A 26,525-nucleotide genomic window follows, 5' to 3' on the forward strand; every position below is an offset into this window, starting at 1 on the left:
GCGGCGAAGATCGCCCAGGAGTCGCAACGCACCCGGCTCGAGGCGAACGGCGATTACCTGCAACTCGCCGTCGAACGACGGAGCGACGGCCGCGTCATCGGCCAGATGTACTTCACCGTCGACAACGCCGAGTACTCGGCCCTCGAGATCGGCTGGGTCTTCCACCCAGACGTGGCTCGTCAGGGCTATGCGGCCGGGGGTTGCGCCTTCGGCCGTTTCGGTTCCGCACCCTGCGTTCTCGGGGGTTAGGGCGCGGCACTTCGCATCCTCGTAACGACCAGGACCCCCGGGTGACCACGACGAAGCCCTCTGTTCCCGGAGACGCCGCCAGGATCGACGACACGACTGTCTTTCGCCCTGGTGGCGAGGAGCGTTTCGGCAGGGAAGGACGACCCACGTAGCCTTCACAGCAGCCGTTTGTGATGATGAACCCATGGGTACAGCTCCACACACGGCGGTAATCGACGCCGGAACGCGCCTCAAATCCTGGCTCGCTCACCCCCGGCTCCTGCTCGCCATCAAAACGTCGATCGCCGTGGGCTTCGCCTGGCTTCTCGCCGGACTGATCCCCGGAGCGGCAGAAGAATATCCGTACTACGCCCCGCTGGGCGCGCTGATCAGCATGTCGCCGACATTGATGAGTTCTCTGAAGCGCGGCGCCCAGACGCTGGCCTCCCTCGCCATCGGCATCCTGCTTGCGACCGGCGTCATCCTGCTCTCTGCGCCGAGCGTTCTCACGATCTCGGTTGTCGTGGGTGTGGGCATGCTCATCGCCGGCAGCCGACGGCTGGGCACCGGAGCCGAATACGTGCCGACCGCGGCGCTCTTCGTCCTCATCATCGGCGGGCAGAACGCCGACGAGTATTCAATCGGCTATCTCGTGCAAATGAGCGTTGGGATCGCCGTTGGCCTGATCGTCAACGTTGCCATCCTGCCTCCGCTGAATTTCAGCGGAGCCGCCCTCAGGCTCGGCGAATTCCGGTCGCAGTTGTCCTCCCATCTGCACGACATCGGCAATGCGCTCGTGGAGAGCTGGCCGCCGAAGCACGAAGACTGGGCCAGTCGCAGCGGTACCCTCATCGAGACCGTGGACCGGGTGCGTGAGGCCGTGACCGAAGCCGACGAGAGCCGCAAACTCAACCCGAGGGCTAAGTTTCACCACCGCGACCTCGAACAGGACTACGAGGACCTCTCCAGCCTCGAAACCGTGACTTTTCATGTACGCGATCTCACCGAGGTGCTGGCCGCTGCCATTTGGGGCAGCACCTTCCACGCTGAGCTTCCGCAGGTTCTCCGTGAGCCGCTGAGCGACACCATCCACGCGGTGGCAGACGTGTTGCGCATGAGCAACGCCGAAGATGACATCGGGGAGGGGGTCGACACCGCCGAGGAGTCGCTTCGGATCCTGCTCGAACGGCTGGCCGAGCAGCGCGACCTCGACCCGTCCTCGCTCAGTCCGGCGGCGACCGTCGCCATGGACCTGCGCCGCATCCTCGCGATTCTGCAGGCCCCGTCGACGACGGCCGATGCGTGAGATCAGGCGGGCGCGGGCCCGCTCGTGTCGCCGGGCTGAAAGCGCACGTCGAAGCTGACCGGCTCGGGCGAACGCCCGGCAAGCATCTCGACGATGGCACGCCCAGCTGCTGCGCCCTTGTCCTGCGATGGCTGCCAAACGGTTGTCAGCGAACGTTCGAGACCGTCGACACGGATGCCGTCGAAACCCACGACACTGAGATCCTCCGGCACGCGGAGCCCGAGTTCCTCGGCGGCGGCGAGCACCCCGGCGGCGAGAAGATCGCTCTGAGCGAGAATCGCCGTGGGCCGGCCGGCCGGCGGCACGGTGAGCAGCGCGAGCGCCGCCTCACGGCCGGCATCGCTCCTGCTTGCGCCGGCCACCCAGCCGCCCACGCCAGGGTAGACGTCACGGGCGCCGGCGATCCGATCGAGGGCAGCGGTCACCGTCGCGCCCGCTTCACGTTCGGCGGTGAGCGGCCCCGCTGTGCGTGCACGGTCGAGAGCGAGGGTGACCAGCGCCACGCGGGTGTGTCCGAACGCGCGGAGGTGCTCCGCGAGCAGCCGGACACCACCGCGATTGTCCACGCTGATGGTGTGCACGCCGGCGTCGACGGGCCCCTCGATCTGGACGATGGGGATGCTGCGGCGTTGCAGTGCGTCAAGTGCGCTGAGGGCGTCGGCGCTGCAGCCGACGAGCACGACGGCGTCGACAGGCGCATCCGTCACGTTCACGTAGCCACTGTCGGGGTCCTGGTCCGGGAGGAGTAGGAGCCCGGCTCCGATGGCGCTGATCTCCTCTGCCAGCCCGTCGAGGGTTTGGATGAGCACCGGGTCCCGGAAGGACACCCCGATCCGTGCCGGGATCAGCGCCCCGATGATGCCGCTTCGCCCCCTCCGGAGCGACTGAGCCAGGGGATCGGGGCCGCCGTAACCGAGTTCGGCGGCCGCGGCGAGCACCTTGGCACGGGTGTCGTCGGACACCGGGCCGCGGCCGCTGAAGGCGAGCGACGCCGTCGAGGCGGAAACCCCGGCACGAGCAGCGACCGCGGCAAGCGTCGGGCGGGTTTCCGGCCGGTTCCCGGCGGGGGCCATGCTCTGGCGCTTCATGCGTTCCCTCGGTGGTTACGGGCGGTTCTTGACCGCTGCGGTCGTCTCGGCTAGCTTAGATCAGACCGGCTCGAATCGATTCGACCTTTTTTCTTCACTGTTCCGCCACCCCTCGAATTGATAGGGCGTCCTCTGCCGTGCCCACTGAATCCGCCCTCCGCCCCCGTCGCGAACTCGTCGCGTGGCGCAACGCGATCTTCGTCATCTTCACCCTCTCCGGCCTGAGCATCGCCACCTGGGCGGCACGACTGCCTGAGATCAAAGCGAACCTCGACGTCTCGACCGGGTCCATCGGCATCCTGATTCTGGGCATGAGCGCCGGGTCGATCCTTGGTCTGATGGCATCGGCGTGGCTCATGGTGCGGCTCGGTGCGCGGGCCGGCATGGTGCTGTCGCTCGGCTTCGTGACCATCGGCCTCGTCCTCATCGGAGTCGGCGCCGGCGTCGTCTTCTCGCCCGTGCTTGTCTTTGTCGGACTGGCGCTGTTCGGTTTCGGCAACGGCAGCGTCGACGTGATGATGAACGTCGAGGGCGCAGCCGCCGAAACCGAACTGGGCAAGACCGTCCTTCCGCTGATGCATGCGTGCTTCAGCCTCGGAACGGTGATCGGCGCTGGGATCGGTGCCGCGGCATCCGCCCTGAAGATCGGGATCGTCTGGCACGCAGGCGGGATGGCCGCGCTCATCGCCGTCGCCGTCGTGACCGCCGTGCGCTTCGTGCCGGTGCGCGAGGAACTCGGCGACGACACCCCGACGCATTCGCACAAACAGGACTGGAAGACCCGCCTGCGCACCAACCTGTCGGTGTGGGCGGATCTGCGCCTCATCCTCATCGGCGTGATCATGCTCGGCATGGCGTTCGCCGAGGGCAGCGCAAACGACTGGCTTGCGCTGGCAACCGTCGAGGGCCACGGCGAGTCCGAGCCGACCGGCGCTATCGTGTTCGGAGTGTTCGTCTCCGCCATGACCGTTGGTCGGGTGGCGGGAGGTCCGCTCATCGACCGGTTCGGCCGGGTGCGTGTTCTTCAGGTGTCTGCCGTGTCGGCGATCGTCGGCCTGGTCATCTTCATCCTCGCCCCGAGCCTGTTGATCGTGGTCGTCGGCACCGTGCTCTGGGGGCTCGGCAGCGCACTCGGCTTCCCGCTCGGCATGTCGGCGGCAGCTGAGGGCAAGAATGCGCCCGCTCGGGTGAGCGCCGTCGCCATGATCGGCTACCTGGCGTTCCTCGTCGGGCCGCCGCTCATCGGGCTGCTCGGCGACGCCATCGGCTTGCTCAATGCACTGTTCGTCGTGCTCGTTCTCGTGGTCTTCTCCGGGTTGGCGTCCCCTGCTGCGCGAGAGCGGAAAGCGAAGCTTTCCACTCTCGCGGATTGAGCGACGCGGCACACCCACCCGCATGTCGTCCGTCCTGAATGCCGGCTTTCGCACCGAAGACCCGACATCTCGGACGGATGAAACCGCGACGCGCGGCCAGGCATCCGTGCGTCCGCCGCAAACCCGGAACCGAATCCGCGCCCGTCGAGCCGCGTGCCAAGCCTTCTCTCATCCCGGGCTACACTCGTCGAGTGCGTTTGGTGATTGCGAAGTGTTCGGTGGACTATGCCGGTCGGCTCTCGGCGCACCTTCCCCTCGCGACGCGACTGCTCATGCTCAAGAGCGACGGCAGCCTTCTCGTGCACTCCGACGGAGGCAGCTACAAGCCGCTCAACTGGATGAGCCCGCCGTGCACCCTGAGCGTCGCCGAACCGGATGAGGACCAGGCGGATGCCGGCATCACGCAACTCTGGAAAGTCACCCACGCGAAAACCGGCGACCAGTTGATCGTGTCGGTGTACGAGGTGTTCTCCGACACCGCCCACGAGTTCGGCGTCGATCCCGGCCTGCAGAAGGATGGTGTCGAGGCCCACCTGCAGAAACTCCTCGCCGAGCAGATCGACCTGCTCGGAGACGGGCACACGCTGGTCAGGCGCGAGTACATGACAGCCATCGGCCCGGTGGACATCCTCGCGCGGGACTCGTCAGGCGCGTCGATCGCCGTCGAGCTGAAACGACGCGGCGACATCGACGGTGTCGAGCAGCTCACGCGTTACCTCGAGCTGATGAACCGCGATCCTCACCTTGCCCCAGTCCGGGGTGTATTCGCCGCCCAGGAGATCAAACCCCAGGCCCGCACGCTCGCTGAGGACCGCGGCATCCGCTGTCTGGTGCTGGATTACGACTCAATGCGAGGCCTTGACAACGCTGACGGCCGACTGTTCTGATGTATCTCCCGTTCACGGGGGAAGTCGTTTCGGCAGCGAAACTGCCTACTATGGAGTCCTCATGTCTATTTCATCTACCGAACTCACCGGAACGGGCTCTCTAGCCGTCAACCGCACCTGGTCGACCATCCTGTTCGACCTGGATGGAACCATCACGGACTCGGCACCCGGTATCGTCGCACGGCTGGCCAAGATGTTCGCCGCGCTCGGCATGCCGGTCCCTTCAGATGAGGAACTGTTGCACTGGGTCGGACCGCCGATGCTCGAATCCCTCGAGTTGCGCGCCGGTATGACGCCGGCCGAAGCGCTTGAGGCGCTGATGGTCTACCGCGGCATCTCCGACGAGGACGGCCCGTGGAGCGGCTCGGCCGTCTACCCCGGCATGGCCGGACTGATCAAGCAGGTCGCGGCGAGCGGCATCCCGACGGCGATCGCGAGCAGCAAGCCGGAATCGCAGGTCCACGCCGTGCTCGGGCACTTCGGGCTCACCGAGTACTTCACGATCATCTGCGGGGCGTCAGAAGACGAGACGCGGAGCGCGAAAGCGGATGTCGTGGCCGAGGCACTCGTACGGCTCGCCGCAGAGGGGGTCGACACCAGCCACGTCGTGCTCGTCGGAGACCGTCACCACGACGTGGAGGGCGCAGCCGTCCACGGCATCCCGACCATCATGGTCGAGTGGGGTTACGGCTCGCCGACTGAAGCCGCCCACGCGATGGCTGTCGTTCACTCGACCGACCAGCTCGCCAAGCTGCTACTGGGCTGAGACCCGGCAACTCTCAGCGTCTTCTCGCCGCCACCGCATAGGCTCGCGTCATGACTGACGGACTGTGGTGGGTGCCGTCCCTGATCGTTTTCGGCACAGCAGGCTTCGCCGTGGCCGTGACCATGCGCCTCGCAGCAGCCAGACGCCGCCGACTCGGCAGCGCTCGACAGGACGCTCTTGCGGCTCTCCAGCAGCAGGCGGGTGTCATCCTCGTGCGCACAGACGATCTCGTGCATTCCGCCGAGGACGAGGTGGCCTTCGCAGCTGCCCAATTCGGGGATGCCGTCGCCAAGGACTTCGCAGGCACCCTCGCGTCCGCGCGCGAACAGTTGCGTGAGGCGTTCCGGCTGCACCAGCAACTCGGTGACGTCAGCCCAGACAGCGAGTCGCAGCGGCGACGCTGGAGTGAGAGGATCCTCGAGCTGTGCGCTGACATCGACCGTCGTATCGGTGAACACACCGAAGGGCTCAACGCGCGCCGCGCGCTTGACCGCAACGCGCCCGACCGGCTCGGCGAATTGCGCGAGGCGATGACCGCGATCGAGGCCCGGCTGCCTGAGATCGAGTCGGCGCTCGAGCTGCTGGCCTCCCGTTACGCTCCGTCGACGTTCGCTCCGGTGAGGGATGCGCCGGCGCGCGCCCGCGCCGCCCTCGCGCAGGCAGAAGCCGCGCTGGAACAGGCGGAACTCCGAGTGTCCGCACGGGAGACGTCGTCGAAGCATCTGGACGACGTCTCACAGCACGTCCTCACCGCGCGACAAGCGCTTGACGGTGTGACTCGCACCGCCGCGAGGCTCGACTCGGCGAGCGCCGAACTTGCTGCATCCATCGCCCGTGTCCGGAGCTCCGTGGAGGACGCATGGGTCCGGCGCGACGCCACCGACATCCCCGAAGCCGTCGCCGAGATCTCGACCGGGATCGCTGTCGCGGCCGGGGCTCTCACCCGCGCAGGCGACCGCTCGACGCCGCCTGACCCGCTTGCCCGGCTCGACCTGCTCCGCGAGGCTGAGTTCCACCTCGATACCGCCCTGTCGAGCGCACGAAGCCGCAAACAGCGCATCGACTCGGCTCGGGAAGCCCTCCGCGGAGCGCTCTTCTCGGCTCGAAGCCACCTCGACGTCGCCTCGACGTTCATCACAGAGAACCGCTCGCGGGTCGGGCCGGATGCCCGCACACGGCTGGCGGAAGCCGAGCGCCAGCTCACCCTCGCAGAGGCGGCGGATGACCCGGTGGACGCCCTTGACATCGCACGCCGTGTCTCGAGGCTGGCGCAGGATGCCGACGCGCTCGCCCGCTTCGACACGGGGCCGCGCACGGCGCCGCACAAACGCTGAGCGCGCACGCAAGAATCCGTCGCCAACCGCGGAGCGTAGTTCCACTTGTAGCTGAGAAGTTCTCAAAATATGGCGCTTTCCCGGTAATTTTCACCCCCAATTCGGGGTGTCGCCCACGCTCGATTTCTGCGTGTCGGCGTTTGTGCGCCCCGAACGGGGCACGTCGCAGCGCAGCTTCCGCGCCATGCCCCCCGCCCGGCGAGACCACGGGTTTCCGGCCTTCAGGCCGTTCTAGCGGGCTCTGTGGGCAATCGCGACACGCCCGGGAATTCGCGCCTGTCCCCCGTTCGACGGACCGGCTCGAATCGAAACGCCGCTCCACCAAACCACTGAAACGGGTTCGTTATAGTTCAAAACGTACGTTGAACGACGACCCGAAGGCGTTGAACGGACATCGTAACCGCAACCATGCTCGACGTGGAATGATGACCGGGGTCCAGCCTTGAATCGCAAAGAACGCAATCGACTCGTCGTCGATAACCTGCCCCTCGTGGGCTATCTCGTCTCAGAGGTCTGTGCCGCCGCCAGCCACCTCTCCCGCGACGATCTCGCCTCGGCCGGCGCCATCGCGCTGATCACCTCGGCGGACTCCTTCAACCCCGAGCTCGGGGTTCCCTTCGGCGCGTTCGCACGCAAGCGCATCCTCGGAGCCTTCGCCGACGACATGCGGTCGAGTGACTGGGCAACCAGAGGGGCCCGGCGCCGCATCAAGGAGACAGTGGCCGTCCAGGACTCCCTCACCGCGGCCCTGGGCCGCAAGCCGAGCATCGACGAGATGGCCTCGGCCCTCGGAGTCGACCGTGAGTCTGTTCGTGCCGGCCTTGCGGACGCCTCGCGCACGGTGACGACGCTCGACGGCCCGACGACCGAGTACCTGGCCGCCGACATCCCTCTTCCAGAGGAGTCACTTCTCGTCGCCGAACGTCTCAGTTACCTCCGCGCGGCCGTGGCCGCCCTGCCTGCGAGCATGCGGTTCATCGTCGAGCAGATCTACTTCAAGGACCGCGCAGTCAAGGACATCGCCGCCGAGCTCGGAATCACCCACTCGGCGGTCTCTCAGCAGCGCGCGGAGGCCGTCCGCCTGATGCGCGACGGCATGGCGACGCACTACTCGGATACGGATGGCGCAGATATCGTGCCGCAGTCCCGAATCTCCCCTGTGCGGCGGATAGCGTACCTGACCGGCGTTTCCGAGCACATCACCCGGGCGACTCGGGCATCTGCCGTCCTCGCCTGACCCCACCACCACAATTTGCCTCAGCTGGATTCTTACGTCAGGTGGAATCCTGCCGATAGCTGAGTCTGAACACCGGACCACGGATGGGCCGGTTCAATCCCAATCAAGGAAGACATCACCATGGGTATGCAAATCAACACCAACATTGCGGCGCTCAACTCGTACCGCAACTTGTCCAACACGCAGAACGACCTCTCTAAGTCGCTCGAGAAGCTTTCCAGCGGCCTGCGGATCAACCGCGCAGCTGACGACGCGGCAGGCCTTGCGATCTCCGAGGGTCTGCGTTCGCAGATCGGCGGACTCAACGTTGCCGCCCGCAACGCCCAGGACGGCATCTCGGTCATCCAGACCGCTGAAGGCGCCCTGACCGAGGTCCACTCGATCCTGCAGCGCATCCGCGACCTGGCGGTTCAGGCCGGTAACGACTCGAACAACGTCGAGTCCCGCGCCGCGATCTCCACGGAGGCAAGCGCCCTCGTCGACGAGCTGGACCGCATCGGCCAGTCCACGAACTTCAACGGCATCGCGCTGCTCGACGGCAGCCAGGCATCGCTGAAGTTCCAGGTCGGAGCAGACGGCGACGCCAGCAGCCAGATCGGCGTCAGCCTGGTCAGCGCCAACGTGTCCACCATTGCCAGCGCGCTCAGCGTCGGCAACACCGGAACCACGTTCGCGACCACGGATGCCAACGCCGCACTGGCAACCGGCGCACACAAGTTCACCTTCACCGAGGGCACCACAACCACCGACGTGAACGTGACGCTCGGGGCTGCCGGGAGCTACAAGTCCGTCCAGGAGCTCGCCGATGCGCTGAACGCAGACGAGGGCTTCTCCGCCAAGGCCGTCGCCAGCGTCGAGTACGACGCAGCAGGCGCTGCGACCGGAATCAACGTGAAGTCGGTCGACGGCGGAACGGTCACCGCCACGGCCCCCGCCACGGCTGGACTGAGCACCGCCGGCACCGCGGGCACCGCAGGTGCCCTGGACTTCACAACTCCGTCAGGTGCGCAGGCCGCTATCAAGCTGATCGACAACCAGATCACCGGGGTCTCGACCTCCCGTGCAGACCTGGGTGCCATTCAGAACCGGTTCGAATCGGCCATCAACACGCTCAACGTGTCGAAGGAGAACCTCACCGCCGCCGAGTCGCGCATCCGCGACACCGACATGGCGAGCGAGATGGTGAACTACACCCGTTCGAACATCCTGTCCCAGGCCGGTACCGCCATGCTCGCGCAGGCGAACCAGTCCAACCAGGGCGTTCTGCAGCTCCTCGGCTAGACCGGGATCCATACGACGCTCGGTGACGGCTGAGCAGGAACTGGACCTCCTGCCTCGGTCGTCGCCGAGCGTTACCGGCTCTCACACCTACAACGACGGGACATAAAATGGGACTCGCACTCGACGGGCTGTCGAGCGGCCTCGGCACCACTGCTCTCATCAACTCGATCATGCAGATCGAGGCAATTCCCCAATCTCTCCTCAAATCCAAAGTCTCCGGCACGCAGTCCATCATCACCGCCCTTCAGTCACTGAACACGAAAATCGCGGGACTCGCCGGACTCGCCACCGCGGCGTCGAAGCCGGATGCCCTCACCGCGTACACAGCCACAAGCAGCTCCGACACGATCTCCGTCGTCGCAGCGAAGGGGGCAACCGCAGGCCAGCTCGACATCGTCGTCGGAAAGCTCGCCCAGGCCCACACCACCGTCTCCGACGCCGTCACCGCATGGCCGGAAACCACACTCACCATCACGGGAACCGACGGCGGCGCTGTTTCCATCGCTGCAGCATCGACCTCCATCGACGACATCGTCTCAGCGGTGAATGCCGCGAAGGCCGGCGTCTCGGCGACCAAGGTCGCCGCAGGTACCGACGTCGCCACCGGCGAAACGCTCTACCGGGTGCAGTTCTCAGCGTCCGAAACCGGCGCGGCCGGCGCGTTCACCATCTCGGACACGAGCGTCCCGATGACCACCATCAAGGCGGCGCAGGACGCCGAAGCGACACTCTGGCAGGGCACAGCGGCCGAGCAGATCCTCACCTCGTCGACCAACACGTTCGAGAACATCCTCTCCGGCGTCTCCATCACGGCCACGGCCGCCTCGACGAACCCCGTCAGCATCACCGTTGCCCGCGACGCGAATGCCGCGACGAAGGTCGCCAGGGATCTGGTCGGCTCGCTGAACGAAGTCTTCGCCCTCATTTCCACCAAATCTGTCGTGACGACGTCAACAACGAATGGCGTCACATCGGTCAACGGCGGCGTTTTCACCGGCGACAGCTCGGTGCGGAGCGCCAAAGGCTCCTTGCTGACCGCGGCCTCGATGCCCGTGGACGGCTTCTCGCCCTCTGAGATCGGCATCAGCATCACCAAGCACGGAGTGCTCGAATTCGATGCCACCGTCTTCGGCGCCGCCCTTGCGGACGATCCGGCGAAGGTTGAGTCGATGATGCAGCAGATCGCTTCTCGGGTGGCAGGCTCGGCCACCCAGGCTTCAGACAAGTACGACGGCACCCTCACGGCGAAGATCACCGGCCAGGAATCGCTGGCGAAGAACCTCAACGGGCGGATCGAGGAGTGGGATGCCCGGCTGGAGAACCGTCGGGCCACCCTCACCCGCATGTACTCGGGCATGGAGGTTCGGCTCAGCGCCCTCAACGCGCAGTCTGCATACCTGACGTCCCAACTCGCCTCCCTGAGCACAGGACCCTCGAAATGACACTGACCAACGACTTCACTGCCCAGCGCGCCAGATACAACCGCGAGGCCATCCTCTCTGCCACACCCGTAACGCTCCTGACGATGCTGTACGACCGGTTGCTGCTCGACCTCGGGCGCGCCGAGGCCGCCCAGGAGCGTGAGGACTGGGCCGTGGCCAGGGAGAATCTCCTGCACGCCCAGGACATCATCGGCGAGCTGTCGTCGTCGTTGACTGTCGATGCCTGGGATGGCGGCCCTGCGCTGCTCGGGCTGTACACCTATGTCTCTGGGCTACTGACCGCCGCCAACATCAACCGCGACAGCTCACATACCCGCGAAAGCATCGCCCTGCTCGAGCCGCTCCGCCAGGCCTGGTACGAGGCGGCGGACGATCTGCCGGTTCAGCGTCCTGATGTGTCGGCGACCGGAATGCTCGGCATTGGCTGACCGGCCAAGCGCAGAGTGGCCGACCATCCTCGATGAGATGGAAGCGGACCTGGCCCGTGCTCTCGATCCCGGCACGGCCGACGGCTGGGTCCCGCCGGCCGACGCCGGCAGCATCCCCCCGCACCTGTTCGAACGTGCACAACGCGTTCTCGGCGCCCAGCAGCGTGCCATCGCCCGGTTGACCAGCGAGCAGGAGGGCGTCGCCCAGCACCTCGCCGCCCTTCGCACGGTGCCACCGGCTGGGGCCACCGGCCAGTCCGTTTACCTCGACGTCGTCGGTTAAAACGCCCTCTCGAGAGCATCGGCTTCTAACCAAACCGGATACCGGTCCGATAGCTAATGGGGAGCACGGATTGCTCACCCCTCAGGCCACGGATCGGCCGCGCTGTTTTCTCTTCACGAATCGGGTGATCGTGTTCGAATCCGTGTCCGCCACTGCACTCTCCAGCGCCCTCGACGGGCTCGCTCTGCGTCAGCGCGCGATCGCCAACAACATCGCCAATGTGAACACGCCCGGCTACACCGCCCAGCGAGTCTCATTCGAGGACGCCCTCGCCGCGTCTGTGCGCGACGGGAGCGGCGCCACGACAGCGACTGTGCAGCGATCACTCGAACCCACCGATCTTCAGGGCAACAACGTGAACCTCGACACCGAAACGCTGTCGAACATCGACACCGTGCTGCGCTACCAGTTCACGGCACGCGCCGTTGAGGGAACCTTCACGAGCGTGCGCTCCGCACTGAGGACCAGCTGATGACATTCGACGCAATCGGCATCGCCGGCACGGCACTCACCGTGCACCGCAAGTGGCTCGACGCCGTCTCCGACAACCTCGCCAACGCCAACACCGTGACAAGCACGGACGGCGACGCCTTCCAGGCGCGCTACGTGCTCGCGCAGGCCGGAGAGGGTACATCCGGCGTGCACGTCGCCGGTGCCGCATACGGCGACCCTGAGGGCAGGATGGTGCACCAGCCCGACCACCCACTCGCGGATGCCGACGGTTACGTGCGCTACCCAGACATCGACATGGCGTCCCAGATGGGACAGCTCATCATGGCGCAGCGCGGCTACCAGGCCAACGCGGCCGTCGTCGACCGAGCCAAAGAGACCTACCAGGCTGCAATTCAGATCGGACGCAACTAATGCCCATCGACTCTCTCTCCGCTCTGCAAGGCGTGTCAGGAACCGGGTACCTGGCGAACACGAAGCCGGCCACGACAGACGGCTCTGCCTTCGCCTCGGTTCTCGGCGGTGCCATCGACAACGTCCAGGGGCTCCAGTCGACGTCGAGCGCACTCGCCGTGAAGGCCGTCACCGGGGACCTCAACGACATCCACACGGCCACCATCGCCTCGACACGCGCCGCCGTAACCCTCGAACTCGTCGCGGCTGTGCGGAACAAGGGCGTTGACGCGTTCAACGAGATCATGAGGATGCAGGCTTAATGCCCCAGCAGGTCACCTCCGCTTTCCGCCGGCTCATGGCGGCGGTCCGGAGCTTCAGCCTTGCGCAGCGGACGATCGCCATTCTCGGTGTCGCCGTGCTCGCGCTCGGCATTTTCGCGTTGTCGGCGTGGCTCATGAAGCCCGCGTACACCCCGCTCTTCTCCGGCCTCAGCGCCTCGGATGCCGCGACCATCGTCGAGCAGCTTCAGACGAACGGGGTCGACTACGAGCTGGCCAACGGCGGCGCCACGATTCTCGTGCCCGAGCAGAACGTCTACGCTGAGCGCCTCACGGCAGCTGCAGCCGGGCTGCCGTCCTCGGGCACTGGCGGCTACTCGTTGCTCGACGAGATGGGCGTGACGTCGAGCGAGTTCCAGCAGTCGGTTACATACAAGCGCGCGCTCGAGGGTGAGCTGGCGTCGACGATCTCAGCGCTCGAGGGCGTCACAACGGCATCCGTGCGGCTGGCCATTCCCGAGGAAACCGTCTTCGTCGCTGAGAAGACCAACCCAACGGCCTCCGTTTTCGTGGAGACCAAGAACGGCGTCACGTTGTCTGCCGAGCAGGTCCAGGCGATCACCCACCTGACCTCAGCGTCGGTCGACGGAATGAACGCGACAGACGTCGCTGTGGTCGATGCCAAGGGAACCGTACTGTCGGCCGTTGGCGTCGGCGCGACCGGCACCGCAGCGCAACAGTCCTCCGACTACGAACAGCGCGTGCGCGGCTCCGTGCAGGCGATGCTCGACCAAATCGTCGGCCCGGGCAATTCAACGGTCATCGTTGCCGCCGGGGTCAATCTCGAGTCGGCTGAACGGGTCGAGGAGTCGTTCACCACACCCGAAAATGCGCCGATTCTCACCGAGTCGTCGTCGACAGAGAACTACACCGGCGGAGCGGGCGGTTCAGCAGGCGTGCTCGGCCCAGACAACATCGCCGTGCCGGGCGGCGCAACCGGCAGCGGCAATTACACCTCCGAATCGGCGACGAAGAACCACGCCGTCGACAAGGTGACCGAGTCTCGCACCATCCCGGCCGGCTCCATCGAGCGCCAGACCGTCTCGGTTGCGCTCAGCGCCGATGTTGCAGGGGACCTCAACGTCAATGACATCTCGGCGCTCGTTTCATCGGCCGCCGGCATCGATCCGCTCCGTGGCGACGAAGTCACGGTCGAAGTCGTCAACTTCACGACCTCCGCGGCGGACGAAGCCGCCGCGGCCATCGCTGCGACAGAGAAGGCCGCAGCGGACGAGCGCACGAACGACCTGATCCGCACCGGCATCATCGCCGCTGCCCTCCTCATCACAACGGCGATCGTCCTCCTCATCATCCGCGCGCGCCGCATCCGGGCGGAGGCCGAGTCGGACCAGTCAGCACTCCAAGCTGGAGCATTCAAGGACCTCGTGATGGCTGACGAAACCGAGGTACTGACCGCCGTACCCGAGTCCCTTCCGGTGTCCTCCGGGCCCACCTCGATCGACAGAACCCGTGCCGAGATCGGGTCGCTCGCAGAGCGGAACCCCGAGAAGGCCGCTGCCTTCCTCCGAGGCCTCATGGATGAGAAGCAACCAGTATGACGACCGCAACCCCCGAGCTGACCGGATCCCAGAAGGTCGCCGTTGTGCTCATGAACTTGGAACAGCAGCAGGCCGCACGCGTGATGAAGCAATTCACCGACGCCGAGGCCGAGGAGATCGCTGCTGAAATCGTGCGGATGCGCCGGGTCGAGTCACACGTGGCCGAAAAGGCACTGACGGAGTTCCACGAGATCGCCGTTGCTGACCGGGTCAACTCGCGCGGCGGAAGCGACGTCGCCAACGGCCTGCTCGAAGCGTCGTTCGGTTCCGAACGGGCAGCCGGCGTGATGAACCGCGTCGCGGCATCCATGGCCGGGCGGTCCTTCGAGTTCCTCAACACCGCCGAGCCGTCCCAGATCGTCAGTCTGATCGAAGGTGAACTGCCCCAGACCATCGCTCTCGTCCTGGCTCACCTGCGCCCGGGACTCGCCTCCTCGACGATGGCCGGACTCGCCGACTCCCTGCGTACCGACGTCGCCGAGTGCATCGCCGCCATGGGCCCCGCGGCACCGGAGGCCGTGCGGGTGGTCGCTGGCGCGCTTCGGGTGCGTTCAAGCGGTGTCGTCGCTGCCCGCAGTTCGACGGATGTCGTTGGCGGCATCCGTCCCCTCCTCGACATCATCAATCAGAGTGACGTCGCGACCGAGCGCGCTCTCCTCGCCGGACTCGAAGAACGTGACCCGGAGCTCGCCCAGGAACTCCGCGACCTGATGCTTACCTTCGCCGATATCGTGAAACTCGAGCAGCGCGACGTCCAACTGGTGCTGCGCGGCGTGGACCCGGCCAACCTCGCCCGCGCCATGAAGGGCGCATCTGAGCCCGTCGCCGAGACGATCCGTGCGAATCTCTCTGAACGCAATCGCCAACTGCTCGACGACGAGCTCGCGAACATGGGTCCGGTGCGGGTATCGCAGGTCGACGAAGCACGCGCCGATATCGTGCGAGCGATCCGCGACATGGAAGCCGACGGCCGCATCGTGCTTTCCCGGGCAGACGATGACCAATATGTTGACTGAGCCGTCATTCCGCGCCCTGTCGTTCCCGAGCCTCGGCCGCACAGACACGGAACGGATAGAGACCGAGGCGCGTACGCGCGGCCACGCCGCTGGTTACGCTGCGGGACTGCGAGTGGCAGAGAAAGCCATGCTGGAACAGGAACTCGCCCGTGACGCGGAGCACGCCGAGCAACTCCGAGCGGGACAGGCGGCCGTGGAGCAGGCCATCGAGCTGCTCACCACCGCGGTGCGATCCGCCGACGCCAGGCTCTTGCCGATCCTGCAGGAATCGCAGGACACCCTTGCGGCCGCGGCGATCGACCTTGCCGAGGCCGTTATCGGCCACGAACTCTCCGACGGCCCCGGCTCCGCCCGCGCCGCGCTCTTCCGTGCTCTCGACGCGGTCGCCCCAGCCGAACCCAGCAGTGTCCGATTGAACCCTGGCGACCTTGCCCTGATCGATCCTGAAGTCCGCGCACGATCCGGGGTCGCGCTCGTCGCCGATGCTTCGCTCCAGCCGGGCGACGCGATCGCCGACATGCCGAACGGCTACCTCGATGCCCGCATCGGCACGGCGCTCTCCCGTGCGAAAGCCACCCTGCTCGGGAGCGAATCGTGAGCGACAACTGGCGTCCTCGCCCCCAGCAGTTCGGGTCAGCCTTGCTCGCTGCCCGTCCTGAACGTGTGGGCACCGTCACATCCGTCGTCGGCCTCGCTGTCGAACTGCAGGGCCTTGGCAGTGCCGTCGGCGACCTGGTCACCATCGGCGACGACGTGAACGCAGAAGTCGTCGCCACCAGCCGGGACGGCATCCGGTGCATGCCCCTCGGCCGGATGACCGGGATCAAGGTCGGAGCCCCTGCCCGGTCACACGGTCGCCCTCTCCTCGTACCGACGGGAACCGGGCTTCTCGGCCGGGTGCTCGACGGACTCGGCCGTCCGATCGATGGCAAAGGCCCACTGCAGGTGGAGCGGAGAGTTTCGCTCGACAGAGAAGCGCCGTCTTCGATGGAACGCGCCCGCATCGACACCCCGCTGCAGCTCGGCGTGCGGGTGCTCGACGCTCTCACCACCGTCGGCAAGGGTCAACGCATGGGCCTCTTCGCCGGCTCGGGGGTCGGAAAGTCGTCGCTCTTGTCCATGATCGCGCGCGGAACCGACGCAGCGGTATCCGTCATCGCCCTCGTCGGCGAGCGGGGCCGCGAGGTGCGGGAATTCCTCGAGGATGACCTCGGCGAGGAGGGCCTGGCGCGATCCGTCGTCGTTGTGTCGACCTCGGACGACCCGGCCCTGCTGCGCCTCCGCGCCGCGTTCACCGCCACCCGCATTGCGGAATCCTTTCGTGAGCGTGGCGAAGACGTGATGCTGATGATGGACTCGCTCACCCGCGTCGCCATGGCACAACGCGAGATCGGGCTCTCCGCCGGCGAACCTCCTGCGACCCGCGGCTACCCGCCGTCGACGTTCTCCGTGCTCGCACGGCTCCTCGAACGGGCAGGGACGGATGCCGTCGGCTCGGTGACCGGGATGTACACGGTCCTCGTCGACGGGGACGACCACAACGAACCGATCGCGGATGCGGCTCGGTCGATCCTCGACGGACACGTCGTTCTCGACCGCAAACTGGCGGTAACCGGCCACTTCCCCTCGGTCCAGGCCCTCGAGTCGATCTCACGCGTCGCGTCACGGGTCAACCCGCCTGAGCGTACGCGGCAGGCGGCGTTCCTGCGCCGGGTGCTCGCAGCTCGACGGGGAGCGCAGGATCTCATCGACGTCGGCGCCTACCAGCGCGGAACCAACCCGCTCGTCGATGCGGCTCTGGACCATGACGGGGCGATCCAGTCCTTTCTGCAGCAGCGGATGGATGAACAGACTCCGGCGAACGACACCTGGGACCACCTGATCAGGCTCAACCGACTTCTTGGAGGATCAGCATGACTCGATCGTTTTCACTGGCCGGCTTGTTGCGACTGCGGCGGATTCGGGAAGATCAGGCCGCCGGCAGGCTCGCCGCTGCCAACGCCCGTGTGCGCGAGAACGCAGCGCGGACCGCGCAGATGCGCAACCACCTGGGCGGGACCGAGAGCGAGGTCTCGAATTCGGCCGCGCTCCACGCCGTCAGCACGGCTCGTGCCTCCTCGCGCAGTATGCTCGCCGAGTTGAATGCCCTCGCCGCGCTTCGACAGGCCGCCGCCGACGAGTCTGCTGCCGAGTTCGCGGCCGCCCGTTCCCAGTCCGTCCGCATCGAGAAGCTCGAGCTGCGGCACGGTGAACTCGTGGCGAAGCAGGACCTCCACGCCGAACAGCTCGTCCTCGATGAGATCGCATCCCGCTCCTGGTTCCAGGCGAAGGGTGAAGCGACAGCATGAGCCTCCTCGAAGCGACCGGTCGCATCTCCGAGATTCAGTCCACCCTCCTCGCACTCACCCCGGGCGCACGAGCGAACATCGCCCCGTCGGTCGCGCCTTCTCCGGCATCCACCGACTTCGCGAAGGCTCTGTCGGACCTCACGTCCACCACCAAACCGGAGGCGGTCGGCACCCCGCTCGCGACAGGCGACGCCACCGGTGCCGGTGTCGTCGCCGCGGCGAAGAAGTACCTTGGCGTTCCCTACGTCTTCGGCGGGGAGGACTCGACCGGGATGGACTGCTCCGGACTCGTGCAACGCGTGTACGCCGACCTCGGCATCACGGTGCCGCGCGTCGTTCCCGATCAGGCGAAGGTCGGCACCGAAGTCGGGTCCCTTGCCAACGCCCAGCCGGGTGACCTCATCGTCGCCAAGGGCAGCGGTCACATCCTCATCTACGCCGGAAACAACCAGGTGATCCACGCGCCGCGCCCAGGCACAACGGTGACGCTCACCGAGAACTGGCGGAAAGACTCCGACATCGAGACGATCCGCCGCCTCGTTCCGTCCACTACAGCGGCTCCGGCCGCCGCATCAGCTGGCAACGTGGATTCGCTTCTCGTCGCCGCACAGCGGGCCGCGCTGACAGGAGGCTCCTGGTGACCCTCATTTCAGCACCGTCGGCCCAGACGGCGTCGACCGGTCTTCCTGCGACGAGCGACGCGGCGGAAGCCGGGTCCTTCGCCTCGGTCCTGGAAGGCGTCCTGCAGGCGGATGCGTCCGCCAGAGTCCCCATTCGCGCCGAGGGGGCAACCGGCGGCCGGGACCTTTCGGCAAGCGCAACAGCCGTGGCGCTCATGGGCTGGCCCTCCGGCCAGTCCGCTCCTGACGGCACAAGCGGTCAGGCCGAAACCGAGGTTCCCGGCACAACGGATGCCAACGCGCCAGCTAACGCTCCGGCCATTGTCGCGGGCGCAGTTATCGAGGGCACGGCAACGGCACTATCGATAGCACCCAACTCCGCGGCTCCCACGGCCGAAGCGGGGCCGACCGCCGAAACGACGCCGCCGATGGCGCCGGCGATGAGCCCTGCTCCCTTCCCGTCGACACCCGCTTCGCCGGGCGTCGACGACGGCGAACTCGCAGGTGCCCCAGCGGGTGACGACACCGGGCTCGACACGGCGTCCCGGACTCGGGCAACCGAGACCGTAGCGACAACGCCCCCGATCGCGAACCCAGCGACGGCTGCCCCATCACCCTCCGTTCCGTCGGCGTCCGTTCAGAACCCGTCTGCACCCGGAACAGCGGCACCCGACGCCGACCTCCAGACATCGCAGCCGGCTGCTGCCGTACCAGCACCGGTACCGGCAACACCCGCCCCGATCGGCACGCGCGGGGCGACACCGGGTGCGATCACCCCGACCGAAGCGCAGACATCCGTTCGCGCCCCCGCTCTCGGCGGCAGTCAGCCAGCCGCCGCAGAAGCGGCAGCCCCGGCGGCGGTGCCCCCCGTATCGTCACCGATGCCCACAGCCCCGGCCGCAACAACAGCATCGCCGTCAGCGCCCGCCGCGTCTCCCGCTCCGCCGCTGAATACCCAGTTGGCGCAACCGCTGTTCAGCCTTGCCGGGGCCCGGACGGGCGAGCATGTGATGACCGTACAGGTGACGCCGGATAACCTCGGCCCGGTCACCGTCCGCGCCGTCATCGGCGGCGACGACATCAGGATCGAACTGTTTTCGCCCTCCGACGGTGGTCGGGACGCACTCCGGCAGATCCTGACGGACCTGCGCCGCGACCTTGCCGGCGGCGGCCTGGCGGCATCGCTCGACCTGTCATCAAAGAACGAGCCTGGAAGCAGCGAGGAGCGGACACCGCTTCGCGAGGCACCACGCTCAGGAGCCGCCGCTCCTGAGCCGGTTATTGAGCAGCGTTCTGATCCGGCGTCAACCGCTACGACCACTCTCGACGTCACCGTCTAATTCAGAGGAGATCACCTGTGCCCATCGACGCTATTGCGCGAACCGATTCCACGAGCCTGTACGCGACGCGACCGTCGTCTGCTCCCAAGCAGGAGATGGACGGAGAAATGTTCCTCTCCCTGCTCGTCACTCAACTGCAGAACCAGGACCCGAGCTCGCCCATGGACACGAACCAGATGATCTCGCAGACCACGCAGCTCGCGATGATGGAGCAGATCACCGCCCTGACGACGACCGGCACCGAGAACTTCTCGCTCCAGATGCGCATGGCCGCAGCGACGCTGGTCGGGCAGGACGTCAGTTACACCGGCGCCGACGGCACGACAGTCACCGGCGTCGCCTCGTCCGTCTCCTACTCGGACGCGGTTCCCCAGGTCACCATCGACGGTATATCGATCGCGCTCGACGCCATCTCTGGCATCACCGCAAGCCCATCAGCTGCCTAACCTCAACCAAAGGACTCACTTATGCTTCGCTCTCTGTACTCAGGTATTTCCGGCCTCCGCTCCCACCAGACCATGCTTGACGTAACGGGCAACAACATCGCCAACGTCAACACGGCCGGGTTCAAGGGCTCGACCGTGCAATTCCAGGACACCCTCTCGCAGCTCTCCCAGGGCGCGACCGCCGGGCAGGGCGAGGTCGGCGGCACCAACCCGGCACAGGTCGGACTCGGTGTTCAGGTCGCAGCCATCTCAACGAACTTCGCTCAGGGGTCCTCGCAGAGCACCGGCCGGTCGACCGACCTGACGGTCTCCGGCGACGGCTTCTTCATCACCAGGATGGCAGGTGAAACGCTCTACACCCGAGCGGGCTCGTTCGATTTCGACTCGCAGGGCAGGTTAGTTGACCCAAGCGGTGCCCTCGTCCAGGGCTGGGGCGCCGTGAACGGAACGATCATGGATGGTGGAGCCATCGACACGATCACTCTGCCGCTCGGTGCCGTTTCACCGGCCGTCGCGACCACCTCAGCGACGATGATCGGTAACCTGCCGGAGGACGCCGCAGACGGAACCGCATTGGTTCGCGATCTCGACGTCTTCAATGCGAACGGTGATTCCCAGATCCTGTCGATCACCTTCACCCGCTCGGCGGGCGCGTGGACGGTCAGCGATGGCACCACGAACTACGGGGCACTCACCTTCAACGACGGCGTGCTCGCCAGCCCTGGCAGTGTGGTCGTCGCCGGCGTGACCCTCGACGTCCGCAAGCTCACCGGGTACTCCGGACTCAGCACAGCGGCCATCTCCAGCCAGGACGGACGCAAGGCAGGAGACCTCGACTCGTTCACCATGTCGAAGGACGGCACCCTCGTCGGGTTGTTCAGCAACGGCGCCCTGCAGTCGGTCGGACGGGTGTCACTCGCCACGTTCGTCAACCCGGGCGGTCTGGAGAAGGCAGGATCGTCCATGTACCGTGCCACGTTCAACTCAGGAGCCGCCGACATCGGGACACCCGGCGCGCCCGGCTTCGGATCACTCATCTCGGGTGCGCTCGAGATGTCGAATGTCGACCTCTCCCAGGAGTTCACCAACCTCATCGTGGCCCAGCGCGGCTTCCAGGCGAACGCGCGAATCATCACAACGTCAGATGAGGTGCTCCAGGAGCTCACCAACCTGAAGAGGTAGCCGGCGGCTGAGGAAGATTTTCCGGGACAGTTCTTCTTTGGACGCCGGCCGGGCCGTTTGAACCGCTAACTACTGGGGTTCAACGGCCGACAGTTCCCTCTGAAGGCTCACCCGAGCCGCAAAGGGACGAGCCGATGATCGTAGTGACACGCCTGAACGGCACACAGTTTGCGATCAACCCCGACCTCATCGAGCGCATCCATGAGAATCCGGACACCACCCTGGTCACCGTGGACGGCGCCAAGTACATCGTCACCGAGTCGATGAGCGATGTGATCCACAAGATCGCGTCCTTCCGCGCCCGCGTGCTCGTCCTGGCGAGCGAGCCTCACCGCGACGAGCCGGCACAACCTGTCCGCATCCACCCGAGGGACAACTAACCAATGGATCCAGCAACACTGATCGGCCTCGTCGTAGCGTTCGGAGCGCTCTACGTGATGCTCACGCTCGAGGGCGTGCATGTCGAGGCGATTCTGCTGCCGGCGCCCATGATCCTCGTCTTCGGGGCCACCATCGCCGTCGGAATCGCGGGCGGCACGCTCAAAGACTTCCTTCAGGCTGTCAAGGCGCTGCCTCGCGCGTTCAGAGGCAAGACCACTCCGCCGCAAAACGTGATCGAGCAGGTGGTCGGCTTCGCGGAAAGAGCGCGCAAAGACGGGCTGCTCGCACTCGATCAGGAAGCCGAGAACGTCGACGACGATTTCCTCCGTCGCGCGCTGCAGAACATCGCGGATGGGACCGATGGCGAAGATCTCCGGATCCTGCTCGAGGATGAAATTCACACCAGGGCGAAGGCAGACCGCTCCGCCGCGAAGTTCTTCACCAGCCTCGGGGGGTACGCGCCGACCATCGGCATCATCGGAACCGTCGTCTCACTCGTGCACGTTCTCGAGAACCTGTCCAGTCCAGACAAGCTCGGACCGATGATCGCTGCGGCGTTCGTCGCGACACTCTGGGGTCTGCTCTCCGCAAACTTCATCTGGCTGCCGATCGGCTCGAGGCTGGCACGCCTGTGCGACCTTGAGGTCGAACGAATGACGCTGCAGATGGAGGGCGTGCTCGCCGTGCAGGCCGGCAGCCAGCCGCGGCTGCTCGGCGAACGGCTCCGGGCGATGGTCCCGGCCTATGTCGTTCCGGAAGCGGCATGAGGTCGCGGGGTTCCCGTCGGAGTTTCGACGCTGAGGAAGCCCCGCACGTCGACGAGCGCTGGATGGCGTCATACATGGACATGGTGACGGTGCTCATGTGCATGTTCATCGTGCTGTTCGCGATGTCGACGATCGATCAGAAAAAGTTCGATCAACTCCGCAGCTCGCTGGCGGTCGGGTTCGGTGTCACTGAGACCGAGTTCGCCGATACGGCCGACGGTGTCGTCGTAACGCCAGATGAGGTGGACGAGACGTCGGAGAATTTGACCGACATCGATTTCGCCAAAGCCGAACTCGACGAACTTCTTCAGTTGAGGGAGCGGATCCGGGCGAACCTCGCTGCTGTCGGCCTGCTCAACACCGTCGAATTCGACATCGGCGAGCGCGGACTGACCGTCCGCCTGGTTAGCACAGAGACATTCTTCGAGGCCAATAGTGACGTACTCAGTGGTGATGTCGTCGCTGTTCTGGATGCGGTCGCACCGCCGCTGGCCGAATCCACGCTCCGGCTCTCTGTGGAAGGGCACGCAGACTACCGAGACGCAGGTGGGCAGTTTGCCACCAACTGGGAGCTGTCGTCGGGTCGCTCCGTGCAGGTGCTCCGGCATCTGGTCGAGAAGCGCGCCATTCCCGCAGAACGGGTCGCTTCGGTCGGCTATGGCTCGGCACATCCACTGGCCACCGGTGAAACACCAGACGCCCTCGCACTGAACCGCAGGGTCGACATCGTGGCTCTCTCGGATAAGCCCGAGTCGATCCGGCAACTCATCCCCGGGCTGGTCACAGGCCCCTGACCCACCGCCGTCGATCTCACCGGGTGCGATGCTAACCCCGGCAGCCCGGCGGCCGATGGTGGGGAATGTGACGGTCCAGAAAAAAGCATCAATCAGCGTGCCTGCGAAGCCGGTCAGTGTCTACGACTTCCGCCGCCCGACGACACTGGCCCGCGAACACTCCCGCGTGCTCGAACTCGCGTGCGAGACGTTCGCGCGTCAGTGGGGTACCCAGCTCACCGCGCGGGTCCGCGCGTGGTCGCAGGTCACTTTCGATCAGGTTCTCATGCAGACCTACGACGATTACGCATCCTCCCTTCCCGCGACGACAGCGATGGTTCTGTGTACACTCGCCGGCCCGTTCCCCAAGGCAGTGATCCAGTTTCCAGCCAGTGCCGGACTTGGCTGGATCGACCGGATGCTCGGCGGCACGCGTCCCTCAACGGCGCCGGAACGCAGGTTCACGGCGGTCGAACAGGCCTTGATCCGGCAACTGATGGATGACGCGCTCGACGACCTCCGATACTCCTTCGGGTCACTGCTCGGTGCTCCGATCGCTGTGGACGCCATCCACTACAACTCCCAGTTCGCCCAGGCCGCCGCGTCAGCCGAATTGATGATTGTCTCCGCCTTCACGATCCAGGTCGGTGAGCATACGGCGCCGGCGACGGTGGCGATCCCTGCCGAGGCGCTGCTCGGGCAGCTCGGCGAAACTGCGCCCGTCGACACCCCGTCGGAGTTCTCCGCGATGATCAGAAGCCAGCTCGCCCAGGTGCCCGTCGATGTCTCGGTCCGCCTCGCCCCGGCGAACGTGCGCCCCGGTGCCATCCTCAACCTCGCGGTCGGCGACATCCTCCCCCTTCCCCACCCCCACCACCGACCGCTGGATGTCGCCGTAGGCGGCCAGCCGCTGGCACGCGCAGCACTGGGAGCGCACGGCTCCCGGCTCGCCTGTGTCGTTGTCGAAACCCAGGAGATCAGCCGATGACCATGTTCCAGACCAACCTCCGTTCGGCTGCGGACGCAGCAGCCGGCCTGCTCCCGACGATGTCAGCGCTTCGCGCGATCCAGGGCTACGACCGGGAGTCGATCGGTGATCGCGCCACGACTGCGACGGTTGCCACACTCGTCGGGTCGCCATCGGCCGACCTCGCCCTCATCGTTCTCGACCAGAAAGCTATCGCAGCCGCGGCGGGGAACGACTCCCCGCTGGTCTCGGCTCTGGACATCGTGCGCCCCGCACTCGAAGCCGCCTCGGCTGCCCTCGGCGCCGGCGTGCTCGGCATGTCACGCACGGAAGACGCTTCAGCACTGTTCGCCGATGAGGACACGGTGGTGTTCGCTCTCGTCGGTGACGCCGGAACAGCAGGCTGGTTCGCTGTGCGCGTCCGCGAACACGGAACTCTGGGCGGTCGCGTGCCGTCCACCGACTCTGTGGTCGGGAAGCTCAGCAGGATCAACAACGTGGAGATGGCGCTCACGGTCGAGATCGGACACACCCGCATGTCGGTGCGCGACGTCCTCGCCCTCGAACCCGGCGGCATCATCGAACTGGACAGGTCGGCCGGCGCCCCCGCCGATGTGCTGCTCAACGGCCGGCTCATCGCCCACGGTGAAGTCGTCGTCGTCGACCAGGACTACGCCGTGCGCATCACCCAGATCCTCGATGTCGCGGATGGCCTCGACTAGATGGACACGGTGTTCGTTGCGCTCCGCGTTCTGCTCTCTCTCGCCGCTGTGCTCGCGCTGCTCTGGTATGCCCAGAAGCGGATCACGCGCGGCAAGGCGAAGGGCAAGACCGCCGAACTCGTGACCGTCGTCGGACGACAGGGGATCGGCCTCAAGGCATCCGTTGTCGTCGTGGACGTCGACGGCACGCGGTTCCTGCTCGGAGTCACCGAACACACCGTCAATGTCCTGCACAGCGCCGACGCACCGACCAGCCGGGCGACCGCGCAAGCCGAATCGCCGTCGGATGCCTTCGCAGCGACCCTCGCTGGTGTCACGAACGTCGACACGGTGTCCACGACATCGCACGCGCTCCGGCCCCGAAGGAACGCACAGCCCGCGCAGGCCGGCGGCTCGATCCTTTCACCGGCGACCTGGAAGCAGACCGCTGCCGCCCTCCGGCAGATCCGCTGATGCCCGTACGCTCGACACCGACAGTGCCTCGATACATCCGGCGGCGGGTCGCGCCTTCCCTTCTTGTTCTCGCGCTCGTCGTCCTCATCCTCCTGGTCTCGCCGACCGCCGCATACGCCGTGCCGGTCGACCCGACCCCGCCGACCGATCCGGTCGACCCTGCCGACCCCGGAGACATCTCGGTCGAGATCAACGGCATCAACGGAACGCCGTCGGCCGCTGTCCTGACCCTCGTCGGCATCACCCTGCTCTCCGTCGCCCCAGCGCTGCTGTTGATGATGACGTCGTTCACGAAGATCTTCGTCGTGCTGGCCATGACCAGGAACGCTCTCTCCCTGCCGTCGATCCCACCCAACCAGGTACTCGCCGGCCTCGCCCTGTTCCTGTCGCTGTTCATCATGGCGCCGGTGATCGGGGACATCAACGCCATCGGCGTCCAGCCCTACCTCGACGGCACGCTGACGTTCACTGACGCTCTCTCCGTCGGCTCAGGGCCGCTCCGCGACTTCATGCTCGCCAACACCCGCGAGGAAGACCTCGCCCTCATGACGAGGGCCGCCGACGAGCCGAACCCGGACAACCCCGAAGCAGTTCCGCTGCTGACCCTCATCCCCGCGTTCATGATCTCCGAGTTGCGCGCAGCGTTCATCATCGGCTTCGTCATCTTCGTACCGTTCCTCGTCATCGACCTCGTCGTCGCCGCTGCCCTCATGTCGATGGGCATGATGATGCTCCCGCCGGTCATGATCTCGCTCCCGTTCAAGATCCTGCTCTTCGTTCTCGTCGACGGCTGGGGTTTGATCATCACCTCCCTCATCTCGAGTTACGGGGTCCGCTGATGGACTCGAATGCCGTTCTCGACGTGGCCCTGCAGGGTCTCATCATCGCCGCGAAGCTCTCCGCGCCTGTGCTGATCACGGCACTTGTGGTCGGATTCGCGATCTCACTCCTGCAGTCGATCACCCAGATCCAGGAGGTCACGCTCTCGTTCGTTCCCAAAGCGATCGGGGTCGCTCTTGCCCTGCTCATCGCCGGTCACTGGATGATCTCCGAGATCGTCTCGTTCACGCACCGGATGTTCGACATGATCCCGTCGCTCCTGAACGGCGGCTGA

At 66.2% G+C, this 26,525-nt stretch carries 32 protein-coding genes; 31 read left to right on the forward strand and 1 reads right to left on the reverse strand.

Annotated features, from left to right (window positions below):
• Together JWP90_RS11860 and JWP90_RS11865 are read left to right on the forward strand one after the other, a co-directional pair.
• A partial coding sequence (locus JWP90_RS11860) for a GNAT family N-acetyltransferase (protein ID WP_367182722.1) occupies positions 1 to 249 on the forward strand: 249 nt, incomplete at its 5' end.
• A gap of 184 nt (positions 250 to 433) precedes the next feature.
• Positions 434 to 1,534 carry an FUSC family protein gene (locus JWP90_RS11865; RefSeq protein WP_297364356.1) on the forward strand — a complete coding sequence of 367 codons (1,101 nt, stop codon included), beginning with the start codon at positions 434 to 436 and terminating at the stop codon, positions 1,532 to 1,534.
• Between the two features lie 2 nt (positions 1,535 to 1,536).
• Here JWP90_RS11865 and JWP90_RS11870 read toward each other — a convergent pair whose 3' ends face one another.
• Complete coding sequence (locus tag JWP90_RS11870; protein ID WP_297364359.1) at positions 1,537 to 2,622, reverse strand: LacI family DNA-binding transcriptional regulator; 1,086 nt, start codon at positions 2,620 to 2,622, stop codon at positions 1,537 to 1,539.
• Between the two features lie 137 nt (positions 2,623 to 2,759).
• On the opposite strand from JWP90_RS11870, the gene JWP90_RS11875 reads away from it, so the two are divergent.
• From JWP90_RS11875 to fliQ, 29 genes are all read left to right on the forward strand, one after another.
• Complete coding sequence (locus JWP90_RS11875) at positions 2,760 to 3,995, forward strand: MFS transporter (protein WP_297364362.1); 1,236 nt, start codon at positions 2,760 to 2,762, stop codon at positions 3,993 to 3,995.
• 191 nt (positions 3,996 to 4,186) lie between these two features.
• On the forward strand, positions 4,187 to 4,882 hold the full coding sequence (nucS, locus tag JWP90_RS11880; protein WP_297364365.1) for an endonuclease NucS: 696 nt from the start codon (positions 4,187 to 4,189) through the stop codon (positions 4,880 to 4,882).
• A 61-nt stretch (positions 4,883 to 4,943) separates the two neighbouring features.
• A complete protein-coding gene (locus JWP90_RS11885) occupies positions 4,944 to 5,648 on the forward strand; it encodes an HAD hydrolase-like protein (RefSeq protein ID WP_297364368.1) in 705 nt (234 codons plus the stop codon).
• Between the two features lie 50 nt (positions 5,649 to 5,698).
• Complete coding sequence (locus tag JWP90_RS11890) at positions 5,699 to 6,982, forward strand: hypothetical protein (RefSeq protein ID WP_297364371.1); 1,284 nt, start codon at positions 5,699 to 5,701, stop codon at positions 6,980 to 6,982.
• 442 nt (positions 6,983 to 7,424) lie between these two features.
• Positions 7,425 to 8,219: a sigma-70 family RNA polymerase sigma factor gene (locus JWP90_RS11895; RefSeq protein ID WP_297364374.1), complete on the forward strand. Its 795-nt coding sequence runs from the start codon at positions 7,425 to 7,427 to the stop codon at positions 8,217 to 8,219.
• Positions 8,220 to 8,339: 120 nt separating this feature from the next.
• The gene (locus JWP90_RS11900; protein WP_297364377.1) at positions 8,340 to 9,500 is read left to right on the forward strand and encodes a flagellin; all 1,161 of its coding nucleotides are present in this window, start codon (positions 8,340 to 8,342) and stop codon (positions 9,498 to 9,500) included.
• Between the two features lie 107 nt (positions 9,501 to 9,607).
• Positions 9,608 to 10,942 (forward strand): flagellar filament capping protein FliD, encoded by a 1,335-nt coding sequence (gene fliD / locus JWP90_RS11905; protein WP_297364378.1) that lies wholly within the window; start codon positions 9,608 to 9,610, stop codon positions 10,940 to 10,942.
• A complete protein-coding gene (gene fliS / locus JWP90_RS11910; RefSeq protein ID WP_297364384.1) occupies positions 10,939 to 11,370 on the forward strand; it encodes a flagellar export chaperone FliS in 432 nt (143 codons plus the stop codon). Before fliD ends, fliS begins: the two co-directional genes overlap by 4 nt.
• A complete protein-coding gene (locus tag JWP90_RS11915; protein ID WP_297364393.1) occupies positions 11,363 to 11,653 on the forward strand; it encodes a hypothetical protein in 291 nt (96 codons plus the stop codon). The genes fliS and JWP90_RS11915 overlap by 8 nt, the downstream gene beginning before the upstream one ends.
• Positions 11,654 to 11,783: 130 nt before the next feature.
• Complete coding sequence (locus JWP90_RS11920; protein WP_297364395.1) at positions 11,784 to 12,125, forward strand: flagellar basal body protein; 342 nt, start codon at positions 11,784 to 11,786, stop codon at positions 12,123 to 12,125.
• A complete protein-coding gene (locus tag JWP90_RS11925) occupies positions 12,125 to 12,517 on the forward strand; it encodes a flagellar basal body rod C-terminal domain-containing protein (RefSeq protein ID WP_297364397.1) in 393 nt (130 codons plus the stop codon). The genes JWP90_RS11920 and JWP90_RS11925 overlap by 1 nt, the downstream gene beginning before the upstream one ends.
• Positions 12,517 to 12,819: a flagellar hook-basal body complex protein FliE gene (gene fliE / locus JWP90_RS11930; RefSeq protein ID WP_297364401.1), complete on the forward strand. Its 303-nt coding sequence runs from the start codon at positions 12,517 to 12,519 to the stop codon at positions 12,817 to 12,819. The genes JWP90_RS11925 and fliE overlap by 1 nt, the downstream gene beginning before the upstream one ends.
• Positions 12,819 to 14,396, forward strand: a complete 1,578-nt coding sequence (gene fliF, locus JWP90_RS11935; protein WP_297364404.1) for a flagellar basal-body MS-ring/collar protein FliF — start codon at positions 12,819 to 12,821, stop codon at positions 14,394 to 14,396. The genes fliE and fliF overlap by 1 nt, the downstream gene beginning before the upstream one ends.
• Positions 14,393 to 15,412, forward strand: coding sequence for a flagellar motor switch protein FliG (gene fliG, locus JWP90_RS11940; RefSeq protein WP_297364407.1), 1,020 nt, complete (start codon positions 14,393 to 14,395; stop codon positions 15,410 to 15,412). Before fliF ends, fliG begins: the two co-directional genes overlap by 4 nt.
• Positions 15,402 to 16,010 (forward strand): FliH/SctL family protein, encoded by a 609-nt coding sequence (locus JWP90_RS11945; protein WP_297364409.1) that lies wholly within the window; start codon positions 15,402 to 15,404, stop codon positions 16,008 to 16,010. The genes fliG and JWP90_RS11945 overlap by 11 nt, the downstream gene beginning before the upstream one ends.
• A complete protein-coding gene (locus JWP90_RS11950) occupies positions 16,007 to 17,329 on the forward strand; it encodes a FliI/YscN family ATPase (protein ID WP_297364412.1) in 1,323 nt (440 codons plus the stop codon). The genes JWP90_RS11945 and JWP90_RS11950 overlap by 4 nt, the downstream gene beginning before the upstream one ends.
• Complete coding sequence (locus JWP90_RS11955; RefSeq protein ID WP_297364414.1) at positions 17,326 to 17,760, forward strand: flagellar export protein FliJ; 435 nt, start codon at positions 17,326 to 17,328, stop codon at positions 17,758 to 17,760. Before JWP90_RS11950 ends, JWP90_RS11955 begins: the two co-directional genes overlap by 4 nt.
• Positions 17,757 to 18,401 carry a C40 family peptidase gene (locus JWP90_RS11960; RefSeq protein ID WP_297364417.1) on the forward strand — a complete coding sequence of 215 codons (645 nt, stop codon included), beginning with the start codon at positions 17,757 to 17,759 and terminating at the stop codon, positions 18,399 to 18,401. Before JWP90_RS11955 ends, JWP90_RS11960 begins: the two co-directional genes overlap by 4 nt.
• Positions 18,398 to 19,720 (forward strand): flagellar hook-length control protein FliK, encoded by a 1,323-nt coding sequence (locus JWP90_RS11965; RefSeq protein ID WP_297364419.1) that lies wholly within the window; start codon positions 18,398 to 18,400, stop codon positions 19,718 to 19,720. The genes JWP90_RS11960 and JWP90_RS11965 overlap by 4 nt, the downstream gene beginning before the upstream one ends.
• A gap of 23 nt (positions 19,721 to 19,743) precedes the next feature.
• A complete protein-coding gene (locus tag JWP90_RS11970; protein ID WP_297364630.1) occupies positions 19,744 to 20,166 on the forward strand; it encodes a flagellar hook capping FlgD N-terminal domain-containing protein in 423 nt (140 codons plus the stop codon).
• 21 nt (positions 20,167 to 20,187) lie between these two features.
• Positions 20,188 to 21,348 carry a flagellar hook protein FlgE gene (locus JWP90_RS11975; protein ID WP_297364422.1) on the forward strand — a complete coding sequence of 387 codons (1,161 nt, stop codon included), beginning with the start codon at positions 20,188 to 20,190 and terminating at the stop codon, positions 21,346 to 21,348.
• Between the two features lie 134 nt (positions 21,349 to 21,482).
• Positions 21,483 to 21,728, forward strand: coding sequence for a flagellar FlbD family protein (locus tag JWP90_RS11980; protein WP_297364425.1), 246 nt, complete (start codon positions 21,483 to 21,485; stop codon positions 21,726 to 21,728).
• A gap of 3 nt (positions 21,729 to 21,731) precedes the next feature.
• Positions 21,732 to 22,496: a MotA/TolQ/ExbB proton channel family protein gene (locus tag JWP90_RS11985; protein ID WP_297364428.1), complete on the forward strand. Its 765-nt coding sequence runs from the start codon at positions 21,732 to 21,734 to the stop codon at positions 22,494 to 22,496.
• Entirely contained in the window at positions 22,493 to 23,290 is a 798-nt protein-coding gene (locus JWP90_RS11990; RefSeq protein WP_297364432.1) for a flagellar motor protein MotB, read from the forward strand. The genes JWP90_RS11985 and JWP90_RS11990 overlap by 4 nt, the downstream gene beginning before the upstream one ends.
• A gap of 67 nt (positions 23,291 to 23,357) precedes the next feature.
• Positions 23,358 to 24,257: a flagellar motor switch protein FliM gene (locus JWP90_RS11995; protein ID WP_297364436.1), complete on the forward strand. Its 900-nt coding sequence runs from the start codon at positions 23,358 to 23,360 to the stop codon at positions 24,255 to 24,257.
• Complete coding sequence (gene fliN / locus JWP90_RS12000; protein WP_297364439.1) at positions 24,254 to 24,958, forward strand: flagellar motor switch protein FliN; 705 nt, start codon at positions 24,254 to 24,256, stop codon at positions 24,956 to 24,958. Before JWP90_RS11995 ends, fliN begins: the two co-directional genes overlap by 4 nt.
• Positions 24,959 to 25,411 (forward strand): flagellar biosynthetic protein FliO, encoded by a 453-nt coding sequence (locus JWP90_RS12005; RefSeq protein ID WP_297364442.1) that lies wholly within the window; start codon positions 24,959 to 24,961, stop codon positions 25,409 to 25,411.
• A gap of 23 nt (positions 25,412 to 25,434) precedes the next feature.
• Positions 25,435 to 26,250 (forward strand): flagellar type III secretion system pore protein FliP, encoded by an 816-nt coding sequence (gene fliP / locus JWP90_RS12010; RefSeq protein WP_297364447.1) that lies wholly within the window; start codon positions 25,435 to 25,437, stop codon positions 26,248 to 26,250.
• On the forward strand, positions 26,250 to 26,525 hold the full coding sequence (gene fliQ / locus JWP90_RS12015; protein ID WP_297364450.1) for a flagellar biosynthesis protein FliQ: 276 nt from the start codon (positions 26,250 to 26,252) through the stop codon (positions 26,523 to 26,525). Before fliP ends, fliQ begins: the two co-directional genes overlap by 1 nt.

Origin of the sequence: Mycetocola sp., assembly GCF_025464835.1 — a bacterium.
Classification (GTDB): Bacteria; Actinomycetota; Actinomycetes; order Actinomycetales; family Microbacteriaceae; genus Mycetocola_A.

Excerpts from the sequence above, each read along its gene's own strand:
- fliF (WP_297364404.1), top strand. The coding sequence starts at position 12,819 with ATGCCCCAGCAGGTCACCTCCGCTTTCCGCCGGCTCATGGCGGCGGTC.
- JWP90_RS11980 (WP_297364425.1), top strand. The coding sequence starts at position 21,483 with ATGATCGTAGTGACACGCCTGAACGGCACACAGTTTGCGATCAACCCC.
- JWP90_RS11885 (WP_297364368.1), top strand. The coding sequence starts at position 4,944 with ATGTCTATTTCATCTACCGAACTCACCGGAACGGGCTCTCTAGCCGTC.
- JWP90_RS11890 (WP_297364371.1), top strand. The coding sequence starts at position 5,699 with ATGACTGACGGACTGTGGTGGGTGCCGTCCCTGATCGTTTTCGGCACA.
- fliS (WP_297364384.1), top strand. The coding sequence starts at position 10,939 with ATGACACTGACCAACGACTTCACTGCCCAGCGCGCCAGATACAACCGC.
- JWP90_RS11990 (WP_297364432.1), top strand. The coding sequence starts at position 22,493 with ATGAGGTCGCGGGGTTCCCGTCGGAGTTTCGACGCTGAGGAAGCCCCG.
- JWP90_RS11975 (WP_297364422.1), top strand. The coding sequence starts at position 20,188 with ATGCTTCGCTCTCTGTACTCAGGTATTTCCGGCCTCCGCTCCCACCAG.
- fliD (WP_297364378.1), top strand. The coding sequence starts at position 9,608 with ATGGGACTCGCACTCGACGGGCTGTCGAGCGGCCTCGGCACCACTGCT.
- JWP90_RS11870 (WP_297364359.1), bottom strand. The coding sequence starts at position 2,622 with ATGAAGCGCCAGAGCATGGCCCCCGCCGGGAACCGGCCGGAAACCCGC.
- fliN (WP_297364439.1), top strand. The coding sequence starts at position 24,254 with ATGACCATGTTCCAGACCAACCTCCGTTCGGCTGCGGACGCAGCAGCC.
- fliG (WP_297364407.1), top strand. The coding sequence starts at position 14,393 with ATGACGACCGCAACCCCCGAGCTGACCGGATCCCAGAAGGTCGCCGTT.
- JWP90_RS11925 (WP_297364397.1), top strand. The coding sequence starts at position 12,125 with ATGACATTCGACGCAATCGGCATCGCCGGCACGGCACTCACCGTGCAC.
- fliQ (WP_297364450.1), top strand. The coding sequence starts at position 26,250 with ATGGACTCGAATGCCGTTCTCGACGTGGCCCTGCAGGGTCTCATCATC.
- JWP90_RS11985 (WP_297364428.1), top strand. The coding sequence starts at position 21,732 with ATGGATCCAGCAACACTGATCGGCCTCGTCGTAGCGTTCGGAGCGCTC.
- JWP90_RS11900 (WP_297364377.1), top strand. The coding sequence starts at position 8,340 with ATGGGTATGCAAATCAACACCAACATTGCGGCGCTCAACTCGTACCGC.
- JWP90_RS11955 (WP_297364414.1), top strand. The coding sequence starts at position 17,326 with ATGACTCGATCGTTTTCACTGGCCGGCTTGTTGCGACTGCGGCGGATT.
- JWP90_RS11960 (WP_297364417.1), top strand. The coding sequence starts at position 17,757 with ATGAGCCTCCTCGAAGCGACCGGTCGCATCTCCGAGATTCAGTCCACC.
- JWP90_RS11945 (WP_297364409.1), top strand. The coding sequence starts at position 15,402 with ATGTTGACTGAGCCGTCATTCCGCGCCCTGTCGTTCCCGAGCCTCGGC.
- fliE (WP_297364401.1), top strand. The coding sequence starts at position 12,517 with ATGCCCATCGACTCTCTCTCCGCTCTGCAAGGCGTGTCAGGAACCGGG.
- JWP90_RS12005 (WP_297364442.1), top strand. The coding sequence starts at position 24,959 with ATGGACACGGTGTTCGTTGCGCTCCGCGTTCTGCTCTCTCTCGCCGCT.
- JWP90_RS11865 (WP_297364356.1), top strand. The coding sequence starts at position 434 with ATGGGTACAGCTCCACACACGGCGGTAATCGACGCCGGAACGCGCCTC.